The sequence below is a fragment of the Alkalicoccobacillus plakortidis genome, from assembly GCF_023703085.1.
GTDB lineage: Bacteria > Bacillota > Bacilli > Bacillales > Bacillaceae_D > Alkalicoccobacillus > Alkalicoccobacillus plakortidis.
The window spans coordinates 105,958-127,977 of the sequence record NZ_JAMQJY010000001.1; the positions used below are offsets into that span (position 1 = coordinate 105,958).

The 22,020-nt window shown below is 37.7% G+C and carries 15 protein-coding genes and 2 pseudogenes; 13 read left to right on the plus strand and 4 right to left on the minus strand.

From position 1 onward, the window contains the following. Positions 1-3: 3 nt before the first annotated feature. Together NDM98_RS00670 and rlmN are read left to right on the plus strand one after the other, a co-directional pair. Positions 4-309, plus strand: coding sequence for an antibiotic biosynthesis monooxygenase family protein (locus tag NDM98_RS00670; RefSeq protein WP_251603300.1), 306 nt, complete (start codon positions 4-6; stop codon positions 307-309). 150 nt (positions 310-459) lie between these two features. Beyond that, entirely contained in the window at positions 460-1,530 is a 1,071-nt protein-coding gene (gene rlmN, locus NDM98_RS00675; RefSeq protein WP_251603303.1) for a dual-specificity RNA methyltransferase RlmN, read from the plus strand. Between the two features lie 45 nt (positions 1,531-1,575). Here rlmN and NDM98_RS00680 read toward each other — a convergent pair. Next, a pseudogene (locus tag NDM98_RS00680) lies at positions 1,576-3,071 on the minus strand (peptide MFS transporter). 228 nt (positions 3,072-3,299) lie between these two features. Here NDM98_RS00680 and NDM98_RS00685 point away from each other — a divergent pair. The 8 genes and pseudogenes from NDM98_RS00685 to NDM98_RS00720 all read left to right on the plus strand — a co-directional run bounded on the left by NDM98_RS00685 (position 3,300) and on the right by NDM98_RS00720 (position 14,058). Further along, on the plus strand, positions 3,300-5,081 hold the full coding sequence (locus NDM98_RS00685; RefSeq protein ID WP_251603306.1) for a cache domain-containing sensor histidine kinase: 1,782 nt from the start codon (positions 3,300-3,302) through the stop codon (positions 5,079-5,081). Next, positions 5,078-5,845, plus strand: coding sequence for a response regulator (locus NDM98_RS00690; RefSeq protein ID WP_251603309.1), 768 nt, complete (start codon positions 5,078-5,080; stop codon positions 5,843-5,845). The genes NDM98_RS00685 and NDM98_RS00690 overlap by 4 nt, the downstream gene beginning before the upstream one ends. A 64-nt stretch (positions 5,846-5,909) precedes the next feature. After that, on the plus strand, positions 5,910-6,602 hold the full coding sequence (locus tag NDM98_RS00695) for a helix-turn-helix transcriptional regulator (RefSeq protein ID WP_251603312.1): 693 nt from the start codon (positions 5,910-5,912) through the stop codon (positions 6,600-6,602). A gap of 276 nt (positions 6,603-6,878) precedes the next feature. Further along, entirely contained in the window at positions 6,879-8,171 is a 1,293-nt protein-coding gene (locus tag NDM98_RS00700) for an IS110 family RNA-guided transposase (RefSeq protein WP_251603315.1), read from the plus strand. Between the two features lie 580 nt (positions 8,172-8,751). Further along, positions 8,752-9,713: pseudogene (locus NDM98_RS00705) on the plus strand (ABC transporter permease). Between the two features lie 16 nt (positions 9,714-9,729). Next, positions 9,730-10,644: a carbohydrate ABC transporter permease gene (locus tag NDM98_RS00710; RefSeq protein ID WP_251603318.1), complete on the plus strand. Its 915-nt coding sequence runs from the start codon at positions 9,730-9,732 to the stop codon at positions 10,642-10,644. 16 nt (positions 10,645-10,660) lie between these two features. Further along, positions 10,661-12,325, plus strand: a complete 1,665-nt coding sequence (locus tag NDM98_RS00715) for an ABC transporter substrate-binding protein (protein ID WP_251603333.1) — start codon at positions 10,661-10,663, stop codon at positions 12,323-12,325. 71 nt (positions 12,326-12,396) lie between these two features. Then, on the plus strand, positions 12,397-14,058 hold the full coding sequence (locus NDM98_RS00720) for an ABC transporter substrate-binding protein (protein WP_251603336.1): 1,662 nt from the start codon (positions 12,397-12,399) through the stop codon (positions 14,056-14,058). Positions 14,059-14,112: 54 nt separating this feature from the next. Here the strand turns inward: NDM98_RS00720 and NDM98_RS00725 are convergent, their stop codons facing one another. The 3 genes from NDM98_RS00725 to NDM98_RS00735 are packed head-to-tail and all read right to left on the minus strand — an operon-like array spanning position 14,113 to position 16,880. Then, positions 14,113-14,547, minus strand: a complete 435-nt coding sequence (locus NDM98_RS00725; RefSeq protein ID WP_251603340.1) for a hypothetical protein — start codon at positions 14,545-14,547, stop codon at positions 14,113-14,115. Next, positions 14,547-16,127 carry a glutathione ABC transporter substrate-binding protein gene (locus NDM98_RS00730; RefSeq protein ID WP_251603344.1) on the minus strand — a complete coding sequence of 527 codons (1,581 nt, stop codon included), beginning with the start codon at positions 16,125-16,127 and terminating at the stop codon, positions 14,547-14,549. The genes NDM98_RS00725 and NDM98_RS00730 overlap by 1 nt, the downstream gene beginning before the upstream one ends. Before the next feature lie 30 nt (positions 16,128-16,157). Further along, the gene (locus tag NDM98_RS00735) at positions 16,158-16,880 is read right to left on the minus strand and encodes a FadR/GntR family transcriptional regulator (protein ID WP_251608835.1); all 723 of its coding nucleotides are present in this window, start codon (positions 16,878-16,880) and stop codon (positions 16,158-16,160) included. A gap of 271 nt (positions 16,881-17,151) precedes the next feature. Between NDM98_RS00735 and NDM98_RS00740 the strand changes: the two genes are divergently transcribed. From NDM98_RS00740 to NDM98_RS00750, 3 genes are read left to right on the plus strand one after another with little or no spacing between them, the layout of a single operon-like run. Beyond that, positions 17,152-18,732 (plus strand): GGDEF domain-containing response regulator, encoded by a 1,581-nt coding sequence (locus NDM98_RS00740; RefSeq protein ID WP_251603346.1) that lies wholly within the window; start codon positions 17,152-17,154, stop codon positions 18,730-18,732. 24 nt (positions 18,733-18,756) lie between these two features. Then, on the plus strand, positions 18,757-19,119 hold the full coding sequence (locus NDM98_RS00745; protein ID WP_251603349.1) for a response regulator: 363 nt from the start codon (positions 18,757-18,759) through the stop codon (positions 19,117-19,119). Continuing rightward, a complete protein-coding gene (locus tag NDM98_RS00750; RefSeq protein WP_251603354.1) occupies positions 19,116-21,974 on the plus strand; it encodes an ATP-binding protein in 2,859 nt (952 codons plus the stop codon). Before NDM98_RS00745 ends, NDM98_RS00750 begins: the two co-directional genes overlap by 4 nt. Positions 21,975-22,020 lie beyond the last annotated feature (46 nt).

Genomic DNA, 22,020 nt, shown 5'->3' on the forward strand with positions numbered 1-22,020 from the left:
AGAATGTATGTAGTCATGAATGAATTACATGTGCCTAGTGAGCGAAAGGCAGTTTTAACCGAACGATTTTCACGCTCAGCGGAGAATATGAGCCATGTGCCAGGCTGTATTGAATTTCTTTTCTTAGATAATGAAAACGAAGATGGAAAACAAGTTGTCTTCACTAAATGGGAATCAAAGAAAGATTATGAGAACTGGTTAGAGAGTGATGCATTTAAAAACGCGCACAAACAAAAAGGGAACTCGGAGAAACAAGCTGCACAGACTAACGAATTGCAGGCATACACAGTAGCCCATCAGAGCTCATAAAATGAATAAATCATCACGTCCAGGGGCACGATTGTTTGCTTCTGGATTTTTAACTATAACCATGCTATAATACATGGTTGTTGCGATTACTACTAAAAAGACATTTTATAATGGAAAAATAGAAAGAAACATCTGAAATGAGGGTATGTCATGAATAAGCCATCCATTTATGGATTAACATTAGACCAGCTGTCTGCTTGGTTAATGGAACATGGTCATAAAAAATTCCGTGCGTCACAAGTATGGGATTGGTTATATAGAAAACGTGTAACAAGCTTTTCTGAAATGAACAACGTGAACAAAGAGTGTATTGAAGTATTAGAGGAGAATTTCTCGATCCAAACACTAACGGAGCACGTGCGTCAAGAATCAAAAGACGGTACGATTAAATTTTTATTCCGCTTGCAGGATGGAAATTTAATTGAAACAGTGTTGATGAGACACAAATACGGTTTATCTGTATGTGTAACAACACAGGTTGGCTGTAATATCGGCTGTAGCTTCTGTGCCAGTGGTTTGTTAACAAAGAACCGTGATTTAACAAGCGGTGAAATTGTTGAGCAAATTATGAACGTACAGCTACACCTTGATACAAGAGGACAAGAAGAACGTGTTAGTCACATCGTAGTCATGGGTATTGGTGAACCGTTTGATAACTTCCAAAACACGGTTGATTTCCTTGAAGTCATTAAGGACCATAAAGGACTAGCTATCGGCGCTCGTCACATCACTGTTTCAACAAGTGGTCTGGCTAACAAAATTTACGAATTTGCTGATCTGAAACTTCAAGTGAACTTGGCTGTTTCTCTTCATGCACCAAACAATGAGCTTCGTACTCGTATTATGAAGATTAACAAAGCTTTCCCAATTGAGAAGCTAATGGATTCAATTGAGTATTATCTAGAGAAAACCAACCGACGCGTGACGTATGAGTACATTCTAATTAGAGATGTGAATGATCATAAAGCAGAGGCCCTTCAATTAGCTGAATTAATTGGGGATAAGCGCCATCTTTCTTATGTGAATCTCATTCCTTATAATCCAGTTGATGAGCACGGGGATTACCAACGTAGTACGCCTGAAGCCATCTCTGAATTCTTTGATACACTTAAGAAAAAAGGCATCAACTGCGGAGTTCGTTTAGAACAAGGTGCGGATATTGATGCTGCTTGTGGTCAGTTGAGAAGTAAACAAGAGAAGAAAAAAGAAAAAGTAAACTAAAGACATAAAAAAGCGCCGTCCTCATTGGATGGCGCTTTTTTGCATCTACTCAATACCTTGCATGAATTTCCGGATGAATGGTGTAAAGAGATAAAGAAGCAATCCAAGTGCAATCGCTGATCCTCCAATAATACCAAAGTACATTATTTCATTATCAACGCTATAATACTGAACTACTTGTGCGTTAATCGCTTGACCCGCGGCATTAGATAAAAACCAAAGACTCATCGTTTGTGCAGAGAATGCGGCTTGGCGCTAATTTTGTAGTAGCCGAAAGTCCAACTGGAGATAGGCAAAGTTCACCTAATACAACGATGAAGTAACTCAGAACTAACCATAGTGGGTTTACTAGACCTGTACCACCAGACATATAGGCTGGAAATAGCATGACAAGAAAAGATAAACCAGCAAACAAAAGCCCGATTGAAAATTTCTTAGGTATAGATGGCTGTCTAGCTCCTAGCTTCACCCAAAACCAAGCGAACACTGGTGCTAAAATTATAATAAACAATGGATTCATTGATTGAAACCATGCTGGAGAAATTTCGATCCCAAGCAAAATTTAGTTGTGTTCGTTTATCTGCATAGTTAGCAAGAATCGTTGATCCCTGTTCTTGAATAGCCCAAAACATAACTGATGCAAGAAACAGTGGAATGTAAGCAAGAACTCTGGATTTCTCTTTAGGGGTTGTCTTAGAGCTACGATACATTACAACAAAATAGATTGTAGGAATGAGAAAACCTAAAATTCCAATAATGCCTACAAATACATCAAAAGTAAGAAAGCCATAAGAAAGACCAGAAACAACAAACAAAGCAATAATAACAGCAGCTAAACTAAAGATTAAGCCTGTCCGCTTTTTCTCTGATGCATTTAATGGATTAGAAGGAAATGTTCAGCAAGACCAAGGTTTTTAGAACGAGTAAATAGAAACGTGATGAGTCCAATCAGCATTCCAATCGCAGCTAATGCGAACCCAAGGTGAAAATCTACTTCTGTTCCCACGGTACCAACAATAAATGGTGAGAGAAACCCACCAAGGTTAATCCCCATATAAAAGATACTAAAACCAAGCGTCTCGTCGATTATCTGTCTCACTATATAAATCGCCAACTACACTCGATACATTGGGTTTTAACAAACCTGTTCCTAATACTATTAAAACCATCGAAACGAAAAACATGGGTACACTGCCTGGTATGGCTAATACGATGTGACCAAACATGATGAATACACCACCGTAAAAAACCGCCTTTGATGTACCAAAAATTCGATCGGCAAGCCATCCACCGATGATTCCAGACATATAGACTAGCGAACCATAGATCGACATAATGGCAAGTGCGGTGCTCTCAGGAAGTCCAAGTCCGCCTTTAGATACCTCATAATACATATAAAAAACCAGGATCGCTCTCATTCCATAATATGAGAATCGTTCCCAGAATTCTGTGAAGAACAATGTGAATAGGCCTTTAGGGTGACCAAAAAAACCTTTCTGAGGAACACTTTCAACTATTTTTTGTTTATCAATTTCTGACATGAAAATAACACTCCTTTAATAGTTAGAAATAATACTCTTTAACACTTTAGTTGTCAAAAGTGTTAATAATCAAATGATTTTAAAGACTTTTATACCGTGGAAAAATGTCGTAAATGATATGAAAATGTAAAAAATTAATGTCTATGGTGGTGAAATAAAGGTTTTTACTTAATGAGAAATACGGTATAATCAAATGAAAACGCTTACTCGTAAGGGAGTTATGACGTATTGCTAAAACAAAAGCTTCTCAAATGGATGAATCACTTAAAACTTAGAGACAAATTAATGCTGACTTTTATAGTGGTTGTTTTAGTTCCAATTTCTTTAGTGGGAATGATGTTAACCCAGGAACTAAGGTCTATTGCTTTGGATGAGATGAATAAACAATCTCAGGCTAATATCGAAAGGGTTAAGGAAAGAACCTACGACCTTCTTAAGATTCCCACGTTCATTTCAAATAGCCTTGAATTTGATAAGGAATTAGATGATCTTGTGAACACGTCTTATAACTCAACCTATGAGGTTTTTCAAAGCTATTATCAATATCAGAACTTTCAATCCTACCTGTATACTCAACGAGAGATAAACGGTATTCGATTTTATTTTGATAATCCTACTCTTATCAATAATTGGGAATTCATACCTGTTGATGATGATTTGAGGAAAAAAAGTTGGTTTCAGCAAGTAGAAGATGAAGTAGGTTTTAATCAATGGCGGTTATTATCAGATGAGACAAATCAAAATCAAACCTATCTTAGTTTAATTAAACGGATTAATTTCTTAGAGAATCAAACGTATGGAGTCGTTGTTATAACAATCGATCCTACCCAGTTAAATGCTATTTTAAATCAAGAGTCTCTATTAACATTCATTACAGATGAAGAAGGTCATATTATTTCAACGAATAAAAAGGAATATATGGATGGAGTGTTGAGTGATTTTATCGATCCGAACATTTTAAGAGAAACTGGGACACATGAATCCGCTTTTGAGGGTGATCAAGCTCAGGTAACAGTAGATCATATTAATCCCATGTTAAGTCAGAGCGAACTGAAAATCGTATCTGTAACCTTAGATAATCTGGTTGTAGAGCGGGCAGATCGACTTGGCGTTACAGGAATTATGATCACACTAATTGGGGTAACGGTGGCAGTTGTTTTAATTGCTATTTTTTCGAACCTTCTTTCTCAACGCCTCTCTAACTTAAGTCGAAAGATTGAACGTGTTGCTGCAGGGGACTTAACAACTAAAATTACGATTGATGGCACAGATGAAATTGGACAGCTTTCGCATCAATTTAATGATATGGTTGAGAATTTAAAAGGAATGATCGAACAAGTTCTCGAAACCAATCGTCAAAAGAACTTAATGGAAGTCACACAAAATGAAATGAAGTTTAAAATGCTTGCGAGTCAAATAAACCCTCATTTTTTATTTAATACTCTTGAATCGATTCGTATGAAAGCTCACATCGAGCAAGAGAAAGAAATTGCTAATGTAGTTAAGCAATTAGGCATTATTATTCGTAAGAGCCTTGATACGGAAGGAAAGCCGCTTCCATTAGAAGATGAAATGGAACTTGTAAAAACGTACTTAGAAATTCAGACATTTAGATATGGAGATAGACTCCAGTATCAATTAAAGATTGCACCAGAATCTAAACACATACTTATTCAACCGTTAACCATTCAACCAATTGTAGAGAATGCTGTCTATCATGGACTTGAAGCGAAAGAAAATGGGGGAGAAGTCGTTGTCTCTACCTATATTCAGGACAGTGACATGATTATTTCAGTTAAAGACAATGGTGTGGGAATTAGCGAAGCTCGGTTGGGTCAAATCCAGGATATGTTTGAGGAAAAAGAAAGTAATGGACAAAATCGGATTGGATTGAGGAACGTACATCAAAGACTTCAGATCATGTATGGGCCGAACGCAGGACTTAAGATTTCAAGTAAAGAGGGAGAAGGTACACACATTCAATTTAGCATACCATGGGAGGGGACATGATGAATCAGGTTATCATTGTTGATGATGAACCCATGATCCGAGAGGGATTACGTTCATTAATACCTTGGGAGCAATATGGGTTTAGTGTAATTGACATCGCTAAGAATGGAAAAGAAGCATTTGAACTATATCAGCGAGTAAAACCAGATCTAATGATCGTAGATATTCGTATGCCAGAAATGGGTGGGTTAGCATTAATAGATCTTATTAGGGAGCATGATACAAAAATTCATTTTATCATATTAACAGGGCATGCAGACTTTAGTTATGCTCAAAAAGCATTGTCTTCTAGAGTAGACGGGTATTTGTTAAAACCATTAGATGAGGATGAACTCATAGACTTGCTTATTCAAATTCGGACTGAGCTACAGAGACATAATGCAATCAACTTATTACAGGAAAAAGATCAACTTTGGCAAAGAGATCTTCTTATTAAAGAGACATTGTCTGAACCAATCGACGCAAAGAACCTAATGACTTTTTATGATAAGTGGAAGGACCATGGTCTTCAAGAAGACAGGTATCGAATTATATTGGTAACCGTTCCTGAATCCATGGATAAAGTTCATGCAGCACTTAGTTCTATTGCTAATGAAAAGAAGGATGCCATTCCTTTTTCAATATGTACTTTTAATGGAGTCATTCTTTTTAATGAAGCGATACACACTGAAAAAAAGGTAGCTGCTTACATTCAAACAACAAAAGGGTATGGTGCTATAGGAGCAACAGTAACAGATCCAAGCCGACCTGTATCAATCCTATGAAGAAGCACAATTCTTATTAAAACAAACGTTTTTATTCGAAGAAGCAACATTTATAACGAAGGATTTGATAGCAGATCTTCAAGAGCATGAGTTAGAAATAGTAACGGAGCTTTCAATGGATGACTATGTAGAAAGTCTTTCCATTACGATTACTCTTGGTCAGACGGAATCATGTCAATCTCAACTACAGGAGTTCACAAATGAATTGATAAGACGCAAATATGATTCACAGCAAATCAAAAAAAATATTGTCCATCTATATTCAATGGTTATAAACCGGCTTGTACTAAATGATTCTAGAAAATTAAAATCAATAGAGTCTACGCAATTTAGTACGAGTCAGATTTATGATCAGCATCATGTGCATGCCATTACTGAGGCTGTAAGTGATCGGTTTACAGAGTTAATTCATCATGTTTACTCGGGAGGTAAGGAGACTACGATTAAAAAAATGGTAGATTTGATTAAACAGCAATATGATCAAAATCTTCGTCTCGAGTCGTTAGCCGATCTTCTTAATTATAATTCCGCTTATTTAGGCAAGCTCTTTCGTGAACACACAGGGGAATACTTTAATACGTACCTTGATAAGGTCAGAATTGAGAATGGAAAAAAACTATTAGTAAACGGATATAAAGTATATGAAGTATCAGAAAAAATTGGATACAAAGATGTGGATTATTTTCATCGTAAATTTAAGAAATATGTAGGGATCTCACCAAGAACGTTTCAGAAAGAGCAGGCAGCGATTAAATGAAGATGAAAAACTGGAGATTGAGACATAACTAAAAGTAAAAGTTATAAAGACGAAAAATATAAAATATGCTGAGTTGCACCGCTACAGGCGAATCCTTAGCACCCGGAGGGCACGGCCTCAGCCTCCTCCGTGGAAAACCACCACTCCAGAGTCGGTCTGCCACGTGCTGGTCCCCCAGGAGCATTCCTGTGGGATTTCTTTTCGTCCTATTTACACAAAAAAAGCCCTCCGTTAAGATGCAATTGTACCCAAACAACACATCGAGGAGGACTTACTATGAATCATACGCGCAATGATCGATTAGATCAAGTTCAAGAGGATACATTGGTGATTGGCATTGATATCGCCAAATTCAAGCACTACGCATGTGCTGTGAATGATCGCAGCCGTGAACTTAGTGATGCCTTTCCGTTTCATCAATCAAGAAATGGGTTTCACCACCTCTATGACGAGCTTGAACAACTAAAGAAGGCTCATCAAAAAACAAACATCCTCATTGGCTTTGAACCAACCGGTCATTACTGGATGAATCTTGCGCAATTTTTAAACCATCATGGCATTCCTTTTGTCTTGGTAAGCCCGCTGCACGTCAATCGAGCCAAAGAGTTTGATGATAACCTACAAACGAAGAATGACCGTAAAGACGCTCGTGTGATTGCGAAAATGGTCACTCAGGGATATTTTAGCTATCCGCGTTTCTTGACGGGCGTAGATGCAGAACTGCGTAATGGCGCAACCCTTCGAGACCGGTTAAAAAAAGATAGGGCGCGTGTGACCAACCAGATCATCCGTTGGATGGATCGGTATTTCCCAGAATTACATGGAGCCTTTAAAGCCATGGGGAAAACCCTTGTCTGCATCTTAAAGTACCGTCCCTTACCTGAGGAGTGGCATGATCTTGAGGTAGAGTCTTTTCTATCCGAGATCAAAGAAAAAGAAGCGATCAGGAACCCCTCTAGAAAGAGATTGCACAACGTTCAAGTATTAGCGTCTCAATCCATTGGGTTAACCGAAGGGAACGAGTTTGCGAGACAAGATATTCGTTCGCTCATTGAGCAATATGAACGAACTTGTGCGGAGTTAGAAGAAACGAAAGAGACGATGCGAGAGCTCGCTCGACAAGTAGACGCCTATGAGAGTTTAATCTCTATCCCTGGTATTAGTGAAGAGACCGTTTGTGAATTACTCGCTGAAACGGGACCACTCACCAACTACAGTCATCCACGCCAACTGACAAAATTAGCGGGATTGACGCTACGTGAGAATTCTTCCGGCCAACATCAAGGACGAAAGAGGCTCTCTAAACGAGGAAGACGCCGCTTGCGTTCTCTGCTCTTTCGAGCGGTTCTCCCGCTCATCCGGAATAACCAAGCTTTCTTAGATCTCTATACGTACTACATTTCAAGAAGTCAAAATCCGCTTCAAAAGAAGGATGCCTTGGTGGTTCTCTGTAGTAAGCTATTGAAGATCTTTTGGGGGTTAAGCCATCACCAGATGGCGTTTGATGCTGAAAAGATGAGGAGTGATAGCCCTCCTCTTCAAAAAGCACGATCCTCGCTCGCTTCATAAGGAAGCCTAAAGGAATATGAAAAATGGTGACTTGGAGAATCGGTAATAAAGACGACTTTTGACCTCGAGTCCATACAGGAGCATAAATCCGACTCTGCCTTATGAAGAGACCCAACGAAGGAATGTGAGCGCACGACGCTAAGAGACATGGGAGGGTATGTCCACATAAGTTGAGCAGAGCTCATTGAAGCACCCATATCGTTATAATTGGATGAGATTCCCTACATCTATTAGCGTAGCGTACGCTCATATTCCTTTAATAAACATTATTGGAATGAATAACTTAGCGTAATCATAAAAAATATTTTTTAACCTGTTAATATAGCCTTTAAAACACTGATACATTAGGTTTTTCGGAGGGAGTCTGCGGATTCGCTTTCCGCTAATTTCTCTTTAAAAAGATAAGATGAGAGTTCACTGTTTACACCCTGAAAGTTAGAGTCGAAATCTAACATTCAGGGTGTTTTTCTTTGAAGACATAGGATGTAAATCACTGATTTTTATCTGATATCTTGTGAAATTTATCATGTATTTCCGTCCACTAATCTCGTTTATGATGAGATAAGGAAGGAGAGAAGAGATGAAAACAGAAAAAATGAAAACGCATTCAAAGTTAAGTGGCTTGTCTCAGAAAAAGAGTTTCTGGACTGTTTTTAAACAACAAAAATATCTTTATTTAATGTCTTTGCCTTTTGTTGCTTGGGTTTTTGTCTTTAACTATCTCCCATTAGGCGGCTGGGTCATGGCTTTTCAGAACTATCGACCTGGTTGGGTTTCTTTGAGCAGGAGTGGGTAGGGCTTCAACAGTTTATTGAGTTGTTTCAGGATGATCGCTTTTATCTCGTCTTGAGAAACACCATTGTCATGAGCCTTATGGGATTAACGGTTGGTTTTACCGTACCCATTTTCTTTGCAGTTTTGTTGAATGAAATTCGAGTTAAAACATTTAAGCGTACAGTACAAACAGTATCTTATCTACCTCACTTTGTATCTTGGGTTATAGTAGCAGGAATTGTTACAAAAATGCTTTCAGTTGATGGTGGAGTAATTAATGATTTACTTGTAGCTGCAGGCTTACTTGATCAACCTGTGCAATTTATGACTAAGGGAGAATATTTTTGGGTGATTGTTACACTGGCTGATTTATGGAAAGAGATGGGTTGGAATTCCATTATCTTTCTAGCGGCAATTGCAGGGATAGATCCTCAACTTTATGAAGCAGCAAAAGTGGACGGGGCAAGTCGTTTTAGACAGATTTGGCATATTACTTTAACAGGGATTAGACCAACGATTTTAGTTGTATTAATTCTTTCTATAGGAAATCTAATTACAATTGGTTTTGAGAAGCAATTTTTACTTGGAAATCCAACAGTTGTTAATTTCTCGGAAGTATTAGAACTTTATGCATTGAATTACGGAATTGGTTTAGGTAGATTCTCATATGGTACAGCCATAGGGATCTTTAATTCATTAGTCAGTATTATGCTGTTGTTCTTAGCTAATGGAATCTTTAAACGATTCGCGAATCAAAGTGTTATGTAGAAGGGAGGGTGAACCTATGAAAAAGCTACTAGCAAGTAATAGAACAACGGTTAATGATCGATTGTTTGACATCTTTAATTATACATTTTTAACCATCGTTTTTGTGGTTACATTGTATCCATTTCTTAATGTACTGGCTATTTCATTAAACGATTCTACAGATACGGTACGAGGCGGCATTCATATTTGGCCGAGGGCTTTTACTCTTGAAAATTACAAAACAATCTTTGAATATGACAACCTAGTAACGGGATTAATCAATTCAGTGCTCCGTACTGTTATTGGAACTATATTAGGTGTTCTTTCCTCAGCTATGGTGGCGTTTACATTAAGTCGAGCAGACTTTCAAGGTAGAAAGTTTGTCTCTATCTTTATTGTCTTAACTCTCTATTTCTCTGGTGGGTTAATTCCAGGTTATATGTTAATGAGAGAATTGAACTTAATTAATACCTTTTGGGTGTATATCTTACCAGGTATGGTAAATGCCTTTAACATCATCATTGTAAGGTCGTTTATGGATGGGCTTCCATATTCGCTTCAAGAGTCAGCAAAAATTGATGGTGCTAGTGACTTCACTATTTTTTGGCGAATTGTTATGCCTCTTTGTATGCCTGTTTTAGCAACAATTGCATTATTTGTGGCAGTAGGGCAGTGGAATGCTTGGTTTGACACCTATCTCTATAACAGTTCAAATCCTGCGTTAACGACCCTTCAGTATGAATTGATGAAGATTCTACAGAACACAAATATGGGAGCATCGGATCCTAATGCTTTCAGGGGAGTGGTTGGAGAAGAAGCGGCTAAGCAAGTTTCTCCAGAGTCGATTAAAATGGCGATTTCTATGGTCACCATCATCCCTATCTTATTAGTCTATCCATTCTTACAAAAGTACTTTGTTCAAGGAATGACGTTGGGTGCAGTGAAAAGCTAACGATAGGAGGCAGAAGATGAACAAATATTTGAGGAATGGGTTGTTCTTCACTTCAATTGTTTTAATAGCTGGTGTAACAGGATGTAGCAAAGATTCAGCGAATGTAGAGGATGAGGATCCTGATGGTGATATTACACTGAGTTTATTTGGTGCAGACATGCATTCTCAGTGGGATAACATGGAGAGCCCTGTAAGTCAGATTGTTAAAGAAGAGACTGGCGTCACATTGAACGCTGAATTTGATGTTAATGGAGGAGACCAAAAAATCTCCTTGATGGCAGCAAGCGGTGATTATCCAGACTTAATTTTACCAAAGGGAAATGCTAGCACACTTGTTGATTCAGGAGCGTTGCTAGATTTGACTGATCTAATTGATGAGCATGCTCCTAATCTTAAAAAAATCTACGGAGAATACTATGACCGGTTGAAATGGAGTAATGAGGATGAGTCCATCTATATCCTTGCGACCCCTCCGGTGGATCAAACGTATTGGCAGCCTGGGACCGGATTTATGCTGCAGCATGATGTAGTTGAAGAACTTGGCTATCCTGATATTCGAACTGTGCAAGACTTTGAAGATGCAATAAAAGAATATAAGGATATTAATCCGACGATTGATGGGCAGCCAACAATTGGGTTATCCCTGCTTGCTGATGATTGGAGAATAATGATTTCCACGACAGATCCTGCTGCCTTTGCTACAGGCTCAACAGGAGATGGAGAGTTTTACGTTGATCCAGAAACATATGAAGCTAAATTACATTATCGTAGAAGTGAAGAAAAAGACTATTTTCGTTGGTTAAACCACATGAATGATATCGATTTGTTAGATCCTGAGAGTTTTGTACAAAAGTATGATCAGTACCTTGCGAAAATATCTTCAGGTCGTATATTAGGACTAATTGATTCAGATTGGCAAGTAGGAGAAGCGCAAAGGGCTTTGAGAGAAGCAGGAATGGAAAACCGGATGCATGGTATGTATCCTGTCACATTAACAGAAGAATTTAAACACCCTAATTTTCAAGATACAGGATATCTTGGAGGGTGGGGAATCGGTATTTCCGTTGATTGTGAAAATCCTGTTAGAGCTATTAAATTCTTAGATTATCTTGCATCAGATGAAGCTCAGATTCTTCAAAACTGGGGGATTGAAGGCGAACATTATACGATTGAAGACGGAAAACGTGTGATTAGTGAAGAAGAAATGGATGAACGTGATAATAATGCAAACTACCAAAAACAAACGGGAATCGGTGTTTTGAAAGGGTTTGCACCTGCTTACGGTGATGGAGTTGAAGATTCAACAGGTCAGACTTACACCATAGCTAGTCCTGAACAGATTAAAGACTCGTATACGGATAAAGAAAAAGAGGTTCTTGGTGAATATGGAGCTGAATTGTGGAAGGATCTTTACCCGCAAGAAGATGAATTTCCAGCTAAACCATGGGGCGCAGCTTATAATATGGCCGTTCCGTCAGGATCTAGTTTAGAACTAACGTTGCAAAGATGTTTAGACATTATGAAACGTAAAGTTCCAGAAGCGATCTTGGCAGACCCGAACGATTTTGACAAGGTTTGGGATGAGTTTATGAGTGAACTTGAAGCAGCGGGAGTAGAAGAGGCAGAGAAAGAATACACTGAACTGATTAAAAATAGAGTTGAGCTTTGGGGAGGGAGTTAATAGCTGAACGTTCATAATGATAGGTACTAATTATTCCAATAGATTAAATCTAATCATAAGGGGAGAGTTGAATGAACAAACATTGGAGAAGAGGCATGTTCCTAAGTTCAGTCATATTGGTTGGGGGGATTTTGGGATGTAGTAAGGATACAGCCAATCTGGAGGATGAAGATCCAGATGGTGAGATAACTTTAAATTTGTTCAGTGGTGACATGCATTCCCAGTGGGATAACATGGAGAGTCCGGTTAGTCAAAAAGTTAAAGAAGCAACAGGAGTGACCATCAATGGCGAGTTTGATGTCAACGGTGGAGATCAAAAGATTGCTCTGATGGCAGCAAGTGGAGATTATCCAGATTTAATCTGGCCAAAAGGTAATGCAGGTACACTAGTTGATGCAGGAGCATTTCTAGATTTAACGGATTTAATTGAAGAACATGCACCAAACTTAAAGGAAATCTATGGTGATTATTTTGACCGTCTTAAATGGAGTAATGATGACGAATCGATTTATATCTTGCCAACTGCTGAAGTTGATCACACTTATTGGGAACCAGGAACAGGCTTCATGCTGCAGCATGCAGTAGTAGAAGAGCTTGGTTACCCTGAGATTAGAACCGTTGATGATTTTGAAAACGCAATCAGAGAATATAAAGAAAAAAATCCCACCATTGATGGTCAACCAACAGTTGGATTATCGCTTTTAGCAGATGACTGGAGAATCATGATCTCCACAACAAACCCTGCATTCTTTGCAACGGGCGCTCCGGATGATGGAGAATTTTATATTGACCCTGATACCTATGAAGCGAAATTCCATTATCGTCGTGCCGAAGAAAAAGAGTACTTCCGTTGGTTAAACCATATGAATGATGAAGAATTGTTAGATCCAGAGAGTTTTGTTCAAAAATATGATCAATACCTTGCAAAAATATCATCTGGTCGTGTTCTAGGTTTAATTGACGCTGACTGGGAAGTAGATGAAGCGCAAAGAGCATTAAGAGAAGCAGGAATGTCAGAACGTATGCATGGCATGTATCCTGTTACGTTAACAGAAGAATTTAAACACCCTAATTTCCAAGATACAGGTTATTTAGGTGGCTTGGGAATCGGCATTACAGTTGATTGTGAAAATCCTGTTCGAGCTATTAAGTTCCTAGATTATCTTGCTTCAGAAGAGGGTCAAATCTTGCAGAACTGGGGTATTGAAGGAGAACACTATACAATTGAGGATGGGAAACGTGTCATTAGTGAAGAGCAGATGGATGAGCGTAATAACAATGCGAATCATTCCAAACAAACAGGTATCGGTGTCTTAAGAGGATTTGCTCCTGTTTATGGTAATGGCGTTGAAGATTCAACAGGTCAAACGTTTACTGTTGCTAGTCCTGATCAAATCAAAGATTCTTATACAGATGTAGAAAAAGAAGTTTTAGATGCGTATGGAGCAGAGTTCTGGAAGGATTTATATCCTCAAGAAGATGAGTTCCCGGTAAAACCTTGGGGAGCTGCATATAATATGGCTGTTCCAGCAGGATCTAATCTAGAGCTAGTTATGCAAAGATGCCTTGACATCATGAAACGTAAAATTCCAGAAGCTATCTTGGCCGATCCAGAAAAATTTGACGTCGTTTGGGATGAATTCCAAGACGAACTACTTGCTGCAGGTGCTGAAGAAGCAGAGGCAGAATATACAGAACTGATCAAGGACCGCATTGAATTATGGGGTGAATAATTATTGACATCAAAAAAGCCGTGAGAGGTAACACTTCTCACGGCTTTTTCTTCATTAAAATTTTGATTGAATCATTACTGAATCCCTATTACTATTCGAAACCACATTCCATCGACTTTGTATGAGAGTAGCTAATTCAACCTTCTCTGCTGTTGTTAGGATCAAGTTAGAAAGAACAAAATTTTGCTCTTTGTAATGGATATCTTCTAGCTTGTTGAAACGTAGCTTTAAAAGCTTTTTGACGCCATTCATGTGAAGAAATTTAAATTGATAACCATCTAGCAGTGCCTTCTCCCAGGGCTCATTAAGATCTTCAGCTGTTTGAATACGTTCAATAAAATCCATGTTTGGTTCAATAACGAGATCAGCGATGGGTTCGAAGTCTCGTTTTTTTATTAAAGTCACAAGTTCTTGATCTGTCAAACCACTTGTCCTGCAATTCTCAATTAAAAAAGCAATCGGCATAGAAAGTTGTACAGTGGATGTCATTATTGATCAACTACCTTAACATCTTTTAATAGAACTACACCAGATGGTAGTGTTTTGACTCCAGTAATTTGATCAGACACACCTAATAAATCTACTGGATAGTACAAAAAGTCAAACGGCACATCATTTGCTACGATATCCTGAGCCTCTTGGAATAATGCATTTCTTTCAGCTTCGTCCTCTGTTTGAATCGACTGATCAACGAGTTGATCGAATTCAGGATTTGCGTAGGTATAACGTAACTGGTTACTGCTTTGCTTATTTGAGTGAAGGATGGTGAATAACGCATTATAACCATCACCTGTAGGACTAGAACGACCTAATAGGAATAAATCAGCTTCACCTTGACCAGTATACTCAACAAAAGAAGCAAACTCCATTTGACTGATTTCAACTGTAACTCCAATATCCTGTAACGCTTGTTGGATGTACGTTGCGATATCTACACGGGTACGGTCATCATTAACAGATAGCTCAAGAGTAAGATTACTTTGTCCGGCTTCTTCTAGCAACTCTTTTGCAGCGTCTGGATCAAATGGCAATGCGTCGACATCTGCAAAGCCAAAATCATTTGGCGAAAGTGGACTGTTTGCGACTGTGCCGATTCCGTTTAAAATGGAATCCACAATCACATCCTTATCAATGGCCATTGAGATGGCTTGTCTTACACGAATATCATCAAATGGTTTTTTGTTTGTGTTAAAGCCCAGGAAATTCACATAGGTTGAATCGGTTTCGATGATTGAAGCTGCATCACTATTCTCAATTTGTTCCATACTATTTGGGTTGATTGAATCAATGATATCAGAAGCTTGTGTTTCTAAATCAGCCACTCGAGTAAGCTCTTCTGGAACAATTTTATAAGTGACCCCTTCAATATCGGGAGCACCACCCCAATAGTCTTCATTTCGTACCAATTTTATTTCTGAACCTGGACTCCAAGATTCAAATTTAAATGGGCCAGTTCCAATTGGTTTCTCTGCTACTATACTGCCTGGGTCAGCACCGTTTGCGACTGCTTCGTTATCTTCTTTAATTACTTCAGGGCTAAGCATAGAACCTCCATACTGAGCTAAATGAGCCGGTAAGGAAGCAAAGGGTTCACTTAAATGGAATCGAACAGTATATGGATCAACGACCTCAACTTCTTCAATTCGATCATATAAATAAGCTGTTGGAGAAATGGTTTCTTCTGCTAGGCTCCGATCTAAATTAGCTTTTACAGCATCGGCATTAAATTCAGTACCATCATGGAACGTCACATCATCGCGAAGTTTAAACTCCCAAGTGGTAGGGTCGATTGTCTGCCATTCCGTTGCTAGTCCTGGTTCAAGATCCATGGACTCATTTTGTGTAACTAGTCGATCATATACGTTAAAACCAACCTTCCAGTTTACAACAACATTTTCGGTATGTGGGTCAAGCTTTTGAATATCTGTTGCCAAGGAGTAGTTAATTGTGCGACCAGGTTCGTTTGATTCTGCTTCTGGTGATTGAGCTGTATCGTCATTACTATCACTTGAGCAAGCACTTAAGAGCAGGGTAAAGGTCAATAGAGTTAACGTTAAGTATTTTTTCAAATAGAAAACCTTCTTTCATATTATGTTTTTTCATAGATGGTTTTGTTGAGAGATTCTTTTTGCAATGGCCAAAGAGGTTCCACTAATGTGTGCATACATGGTTTCTTTTGCGAGCCTTGAATCCTTTTTAATGAAGGCTTCTACAAGTTGTTTATGGTGATTGATTGTATTTAACTTAACCTCATCACTATATGGCATTAGATCAAGCGCAGGATTAATACTCGTTCTTATTTTGCGTATTGCATTTGCAATATATGCGTTTTGGGAAGCAGCTCCAATCAAGAGGTGAAACTTAACATCAATAGAACGGAATTCTTCACGCATTATTGACTCACTTTGACTTTGGTGAAGTAGTTGTTCTAATTGTTGCAGGTCTCTTGGTAAGATTCGGTCCGCTGCAAGGCGTGCCGCTTCAGGTTCTACCATTAGCCTGTATTCAAAAATCTCGAGTAAATCTTGCCAAGAGGATTCAATGTCCTCTTTTGTTCTTGTATTTGAACGTTGTGTGACGGGTAGAACAAATGTACCGCCTTTTGCTCCTAATCGCTTTTCTATTAAGCCTTGAGTCTCTAAAGTAGATAGAGCTTCACGAAGGGCTAAGCGACTGCAATTAAAAGCGGCAGCAAGCTCTCTTTCAGACGGAAGCTGTTCATTAGATAAAAACTCTTTTAGTATGATGGCTTCTTCTAGCTGTTCGAGAATAAAATCACTTACTTTTTTAGATTGAACCTGTCTAAAGAATGGATGACTAATAGAGTTGCCCCTCCTTTTGTTTAAGGTTTAAACCTTAAACCATTCAAAATAAAAACAACAATTCCCACAAAAATACCCGGGTTTGAATAAGCAAATCCTAGCATACCACTAAAGAGCTGTCAATAAACTTATTTTTTAAAATCAGGCAAACTCACCAGTAAAAATCTAAGTAAACCATGATTTCTTACTCAATTTTTACTATAATAGGGACTATCAATGGATAATACATCCATTATATAGTTCTTGTGAAATGGTTATAAGGGAGTTGGCTATGAAGAAATATCAATATAAATTCCAAATGAAAATAGAGCGTACACTAGAAGAGTGGAAAGAACATAATAGGGTTTCGTATGATGAACTTTATCGATTTCTACATTCAATAGCCGGTACTGGATCATCCATCGGCCTTCCACAACATTCAGTTGAAGCAAGGGAACGTCTTGAAAGGCTTGATCCTAATAAAAAAATCTGGTTATATGAAGACATTTATACATACTTATCAGATACAATTCTACTAGTAAAAAAAGCAGGGGTTACTCGAAGTGAGAATCAAGAACTCTCATTAATTTTAGTAATCTCTGAACATGCGGAGTATTTAGCTTATCTAAAGGATCATTTAGAGAAGTATCAGTTTATGGTTACTGGTGCGATTACGCTAGAAAAGGGAAATCAATTGTTTAACGATCAAAAACCTGATTGCGTTCTCTTAGACTACCCCTATGAATATGAACATGCACCAGCAGAGTTAGATGCTCTAGCTCAAAAAGCATTCTCAGAGATTGTTCCGGTCATGATTTTAAGTGAACTATCTAATCGGAGGATTCAGAATCAAGCCTATAAAAAAGGAGTGACTGATTACTTTGTTAAACCAGTTCATTTTGAAGAGTTATCTATTCGTATAACAAATCGGATTAAGCTCAGAAGTATTTTCGAAAATTCAATTATGTATGATGAATTGACAGGTGTATTTACAAGAAGATATTTACGTTTGGAAGGAACAAGACAATTAGAATTATACCATCGTTATGGAACGGTATTTTCACTTGTATTAATGGATTTAGATTTCTTTAAGAAGATTAATGATACGTATGGTCATCAAACTGGCGATGATGTTCTAAGGGGATTTGCTGATTTTCTCACTAGTGTAAAAAGAGAAGGTGATCTAGTCATTCGATTAGGAGGAGAGGAGTTTGTCTTGCTACTGCCTAATACAAATGCAGAACAGGCTCTCATCATGACTGAACGATTTAGAGAAGGCTTTCAAAAGGTTCAATTTCCATATCAACATGATTCTTTTCGCGTAACGTTTTCAGCTGGAATCTCAGAAGTATCAAAGTCTATTAGTAAAGTGGAAGAATTAAGTGATCAGGCAGATAAAGCGTTATATGCGGCAAAACGTACTGGGAGAAATAAGACCCTAATGTACGATCCATTAGAGGTCTATGAGGCTGAACAAGTTGTTACTATTTGTATTGTTGATGACGATGAAATATTAAGACAGTTGGTAGAGGAACAACTTCAAAAAATAAGTGTAAGTGGATTCAGATTTCAAATATTAACGTTTGAAAGTGGCAAAGCGTTCCTTGATACAGATTGGTATCAACCAAGGCAAAAGTTTTTAGTGATTCTTGATCGAATGATGCCAGGAATAAATGGCCTTGACGTTTTAAATCAGATTCGAACAAATTACCCGGAATTAGATATTATGGTTGTGATGTTAACGGGACAATCAAACGAAACAGAAATTGTTCAAGCGCTAAATGCAGGGGCGGATGACTATATTACTAAACCATTCCAACCAGATGAATTACGTGCTCGCATACAGAGATTACTTCAACGAACTTTATTATAAAAGGTATAGGAATGAGGGATTGGTATGAAAAAGGTATTAGTTGCAGACGATGAAGAAGTTCTAAGAATGTTAATTACAGATACATTAGAAGACTTAGATTTAGATGTGTATGAAGCAACAGATGGTAAAGAAGCACTAGATCTAATACAAGAGCATGATTTTGATCTTCTTGTATTAGATTATATGATGCCTGAGATGACAGGAATTGAGGTTATAGAGAAAGTAAGAACGATTGAGAATAAGAAGCAGGTCTTAATTATGATGCTAACGGCAAAAAGTCAGCAAGCGGACCAAGAGGAAATTTTAAAAAAGGGTGCAGATTTCTTCTTGGCAAAACCCTTTAGTCCAATAACCTTAATGGATCGTGTGCAGGAGATATTAAAATGAAGGAGTATTTTCAAAAAAGCTTAAATCGACAATTAGTGTCATTTATGGCCATTATTATATTTGTCACATTAATTCTTGGTACAGGTTTAATCTATTATGTTAGTGCAAATCAAACGAGCTACATTGATAATAGACAGGAATTAGTTGAAAAACAAGATCTTGCTTTTCAGATAGATACGAAAGTCAATCAGATGTTAATCCATTTAAGAGGCTATTTTGCATTTCAATCTGATAAAGAGTATTCACTTTTAATAAGTGATTTAGAATCTATAAGTCAATCTATAGATGAGTTCTCATATATGAACCTGGAGTCAGAAGAGGTTGAATTTATTGATGCGGTGGATATATTAATCGAACAAGTAGAAAGTTTTATTCCTACAGCAGTAGAACTAATAAATAATGAGAACTTAGAAGAATTAAGGGAAATCGGAAACTCAAGTGGAGGAGAAGTTGTTAATCAATTAACAGCACTAACTACTGAAAATCTAAAACAAACAAATGACAAGCTTGCTAATCTGAGCTCAGATTATACGAAAGCAAACAATACCGTCTTATGGCTACTATTTGGCTTTATAGTCATCTTTATAGCGGCATTGTTTTTAATTATTCGTCGGATTTTCACAAAAATTGGTAAGCCACTAGGTGATTTAACGTTAGCAAGTCAACAACTTGCAGCTGGTAAGGATGTTAACCTTATTGAGAGTAATAGGGAAGACGAGGTAGGAATTCTTTCGCGTACATTTAATGGGATGGTGTACACCTTACAAGAAAAAGAAGAAGAATTAATTGCTCAAAATGAAGAATTAATTAGCCAACAGGAAGAACTCGAACATCAGCAATTTAAGCTCCGTTCATCTTTAGAAGAAACGGAATCAGTTAGGCAAGTATTAGAAAAATACAATCGATTAAACCACTCTATTTCAGTTACCTTAAATGAACAAGAGCTTCTTGAACAAATTATTGATCATATGGGTGAACTATATCCTGTTGAACGAATGGGATTTGTTTTATTAAAAGGAAGTAAGAGAGTCGCGGTACGTGGGATTAGTGACAATCTTATGAAAGTATTATCTGAGACCTTTCACGATGGAATGGGTGTCTTGCTTAACGAGAAAAAAACATGTCATCAAGTGAAACGAAAATCATCGAAATATGAGCAAGGTATTGCAGAAGAACCAATTGATGTGTATGACCTGTATGTACCTGTCTACTCTTCTTCTAAAGATCTTACTGCAGTGTTTTGTGCAACTAGAGTTGGTACTAGTTTTTCTGGCAAGGAGCAGAAGGAACTACAGGGAGTTATGGGACATATAGCAATAGCCGTTGAACGAGTTATGTTATATGAACAAACTGAACAGGATCGACAACTAAATCAAGATATCATTGATAATGTTAATGAAGGCATTCAATTTATGGATCGTGAGGGGATGCTACTAAGATCTAATGAACTATTTAGAGAGATGGTCAATCTACCGCAGGATGGTTTTGAATTAGAATATAAGCAGTACGATTCCTGGAAACATCAGTGGTTAGATCATGTAGAAGAGGCGGATAAATTAGCGTCATTTTTGGATCAAGTATTGCTCGCAGAAACGGATGAAATCCTTTCAATGAAATACAAATTAATTGAAGGGTCACGGATGATTGAAGTATATGCTGAACCTGTTTATCAAGATGAAGTACGAAAAGGAACAATTCTTGTACATCGTGATATTACAAAAGAGCATGAAGTCGATCAAATGAAGTCCGAACTCGTAAGTACTGTAAGTCACGAGCTTCGAACACCTTTATCGAGTATTCTTGGCTTTACCGAATTAATGATTGAGCGCGAATTAAAACAAGCTCGTCAAGAAAAATATCTGAAAACCATTCATAAAGAAGCAAACAGATTAACAAATCTAATTAATGATTTTTTGGATTTGCAGCGAATGGAATCCAATGTTCAAACGTATAACAAAAATTCAGTAGACCTTAAGGAACTTCTTGTACAAGTGATTGCAAAATATGAGCCGACCTACAAAGATCATCAATTTATGATTCGAGACTTGGCGAATCAAACAGTTGTATGGGCAGATGCAGATCGAATGGAGCAGGTGTTCATTAACATCATCAGTAATGCCGTTAAGTTCTCTCCAAATGGTGGGCATGTAGAGGTTGTACTTTTAAATAAAGTGGATTCTTTATATATTCATATAAATGACGAAGGACTTGGTATTCCTGAAGCGGAATTAGGAAAAATGTTTACAAAGTTTCATCGAATTGATAATTCTGATAGAAGAAAAATCGGAGGAACAGGACTGGGACTACCAATTACAAAAGAAATTTTAGAAGCACACGGTGGGTCTATTTCAGTTAAATCTGAACTTGGAGTTGGTAGTACCTTTATTTTAGCCCTCCCATATGAAATTCAGTCATCACTGCTTCCAATCTCAACAATTAATGCTGATGATATGAATCGATTCAGAGTGGCTATTATTGAAGATGACCAAAGTCTTGCTTTACTACTTGCAGAGGAACTGAAGCAAAGTGGCTTTGAGGTTCAACATTTCCTTAATCCTCAAAAAGCTCTTGATCAAATTAAAACCCAACAGATTGATGCAGTTGTTGTAGATTTAATGCTAGGTGATGAAATGGATGGTTGGGAATTTATAAAGGCACTCAAGCAATCCGATGAAACTAAGAATCTACCTGTATTCATCTCATCTGCACTTAACGAAATTAGCGGACGAGCAGCAGAATTTGACGTAAGTAAATATTTAACAAAGCCTTATCCACCGCATGAATTATCTACTGTAATTAAAAATACCTTATCAAGTGATAAAAAAATTGGTCAAATCGTTATGCCAGAGGAGTAAAAAGGTTTATTATATAAAATAAGAGGGAAATTTTAAGACATGCTCT

Coding starts and splice junctions, on each gene's coding strand:
- NDM98_RS00670 (WP_251603300.1), top strand. CDS start 4: ATGTATGTAGTCATGAATGAATTACATGTGCCTAGTGAGCGAAAGGCA.
- NDM98_RS00745 (WP_251603349.1), top strand. CDS start 18,757: ATGAAAAAGGTATTAGTTGCAGACGATGAAGAAGTTCTAAGAATGTTA.
- NDM98_RS00750 (WP_251603354.1), top strand. CDS start 19,116: ATGAAGGAGTATTTTCAAAAAAGCTTAAATCGACAATTAGTGTCATTT.
- NDM98_RS00720 (WP_251603336.1), top strand. CDS start 12,397: ATGAACAAACATTGGAGAAGAGGCATGTTCCTAAGTTCAGTCATATTG.
- NDM98_RS00740 (WP_251603346.1), top strand. CDS start 17,152: ATGAAGAAATATCAATATAAATTCCAAATGAAAATAGAGCGTACACTA.
- rlmN (WP_251603303.1), top strand. CDS start 460: ATGAATAAGCCATCCATTTATGGATTAACATTAGACCAGCTGTCTGCT.
- NDM98_RS00690 (WP_251603309.1), top strand. CDS start 5,078: ATGATGAATCAGGTTATCATTGTTGATGATGAACCCATGATCCGAGAG.
- NDM98_RS00700 (WP_251603315.1), top strand. CDS start 6,879: ATGAATCATACGCGCAATGATCGATTAGATCAAGTTCAAGAGGATACA.
- NDM98_RS00725 (WP_251603340.1), bottom strand. CDS start 14,547: ATGACATCCACTGTACAACTTTCTATGCCGATTGCTTTTTTAATTGAG.
- NDM98_RS00715 (WP_251603333.1), top strand. CDS start 10,661: ATGAACAAATATTTGAGGAATGGGTTGTTCTTCACTTCAATTGTTTTA.
- NDM98_RS00710 (WP_251603318.1), top strand. CDS start 9,730: ATGAAAAAGCTACTAGCAAGTAATAGAACAACGGTTAATGATCGATTG.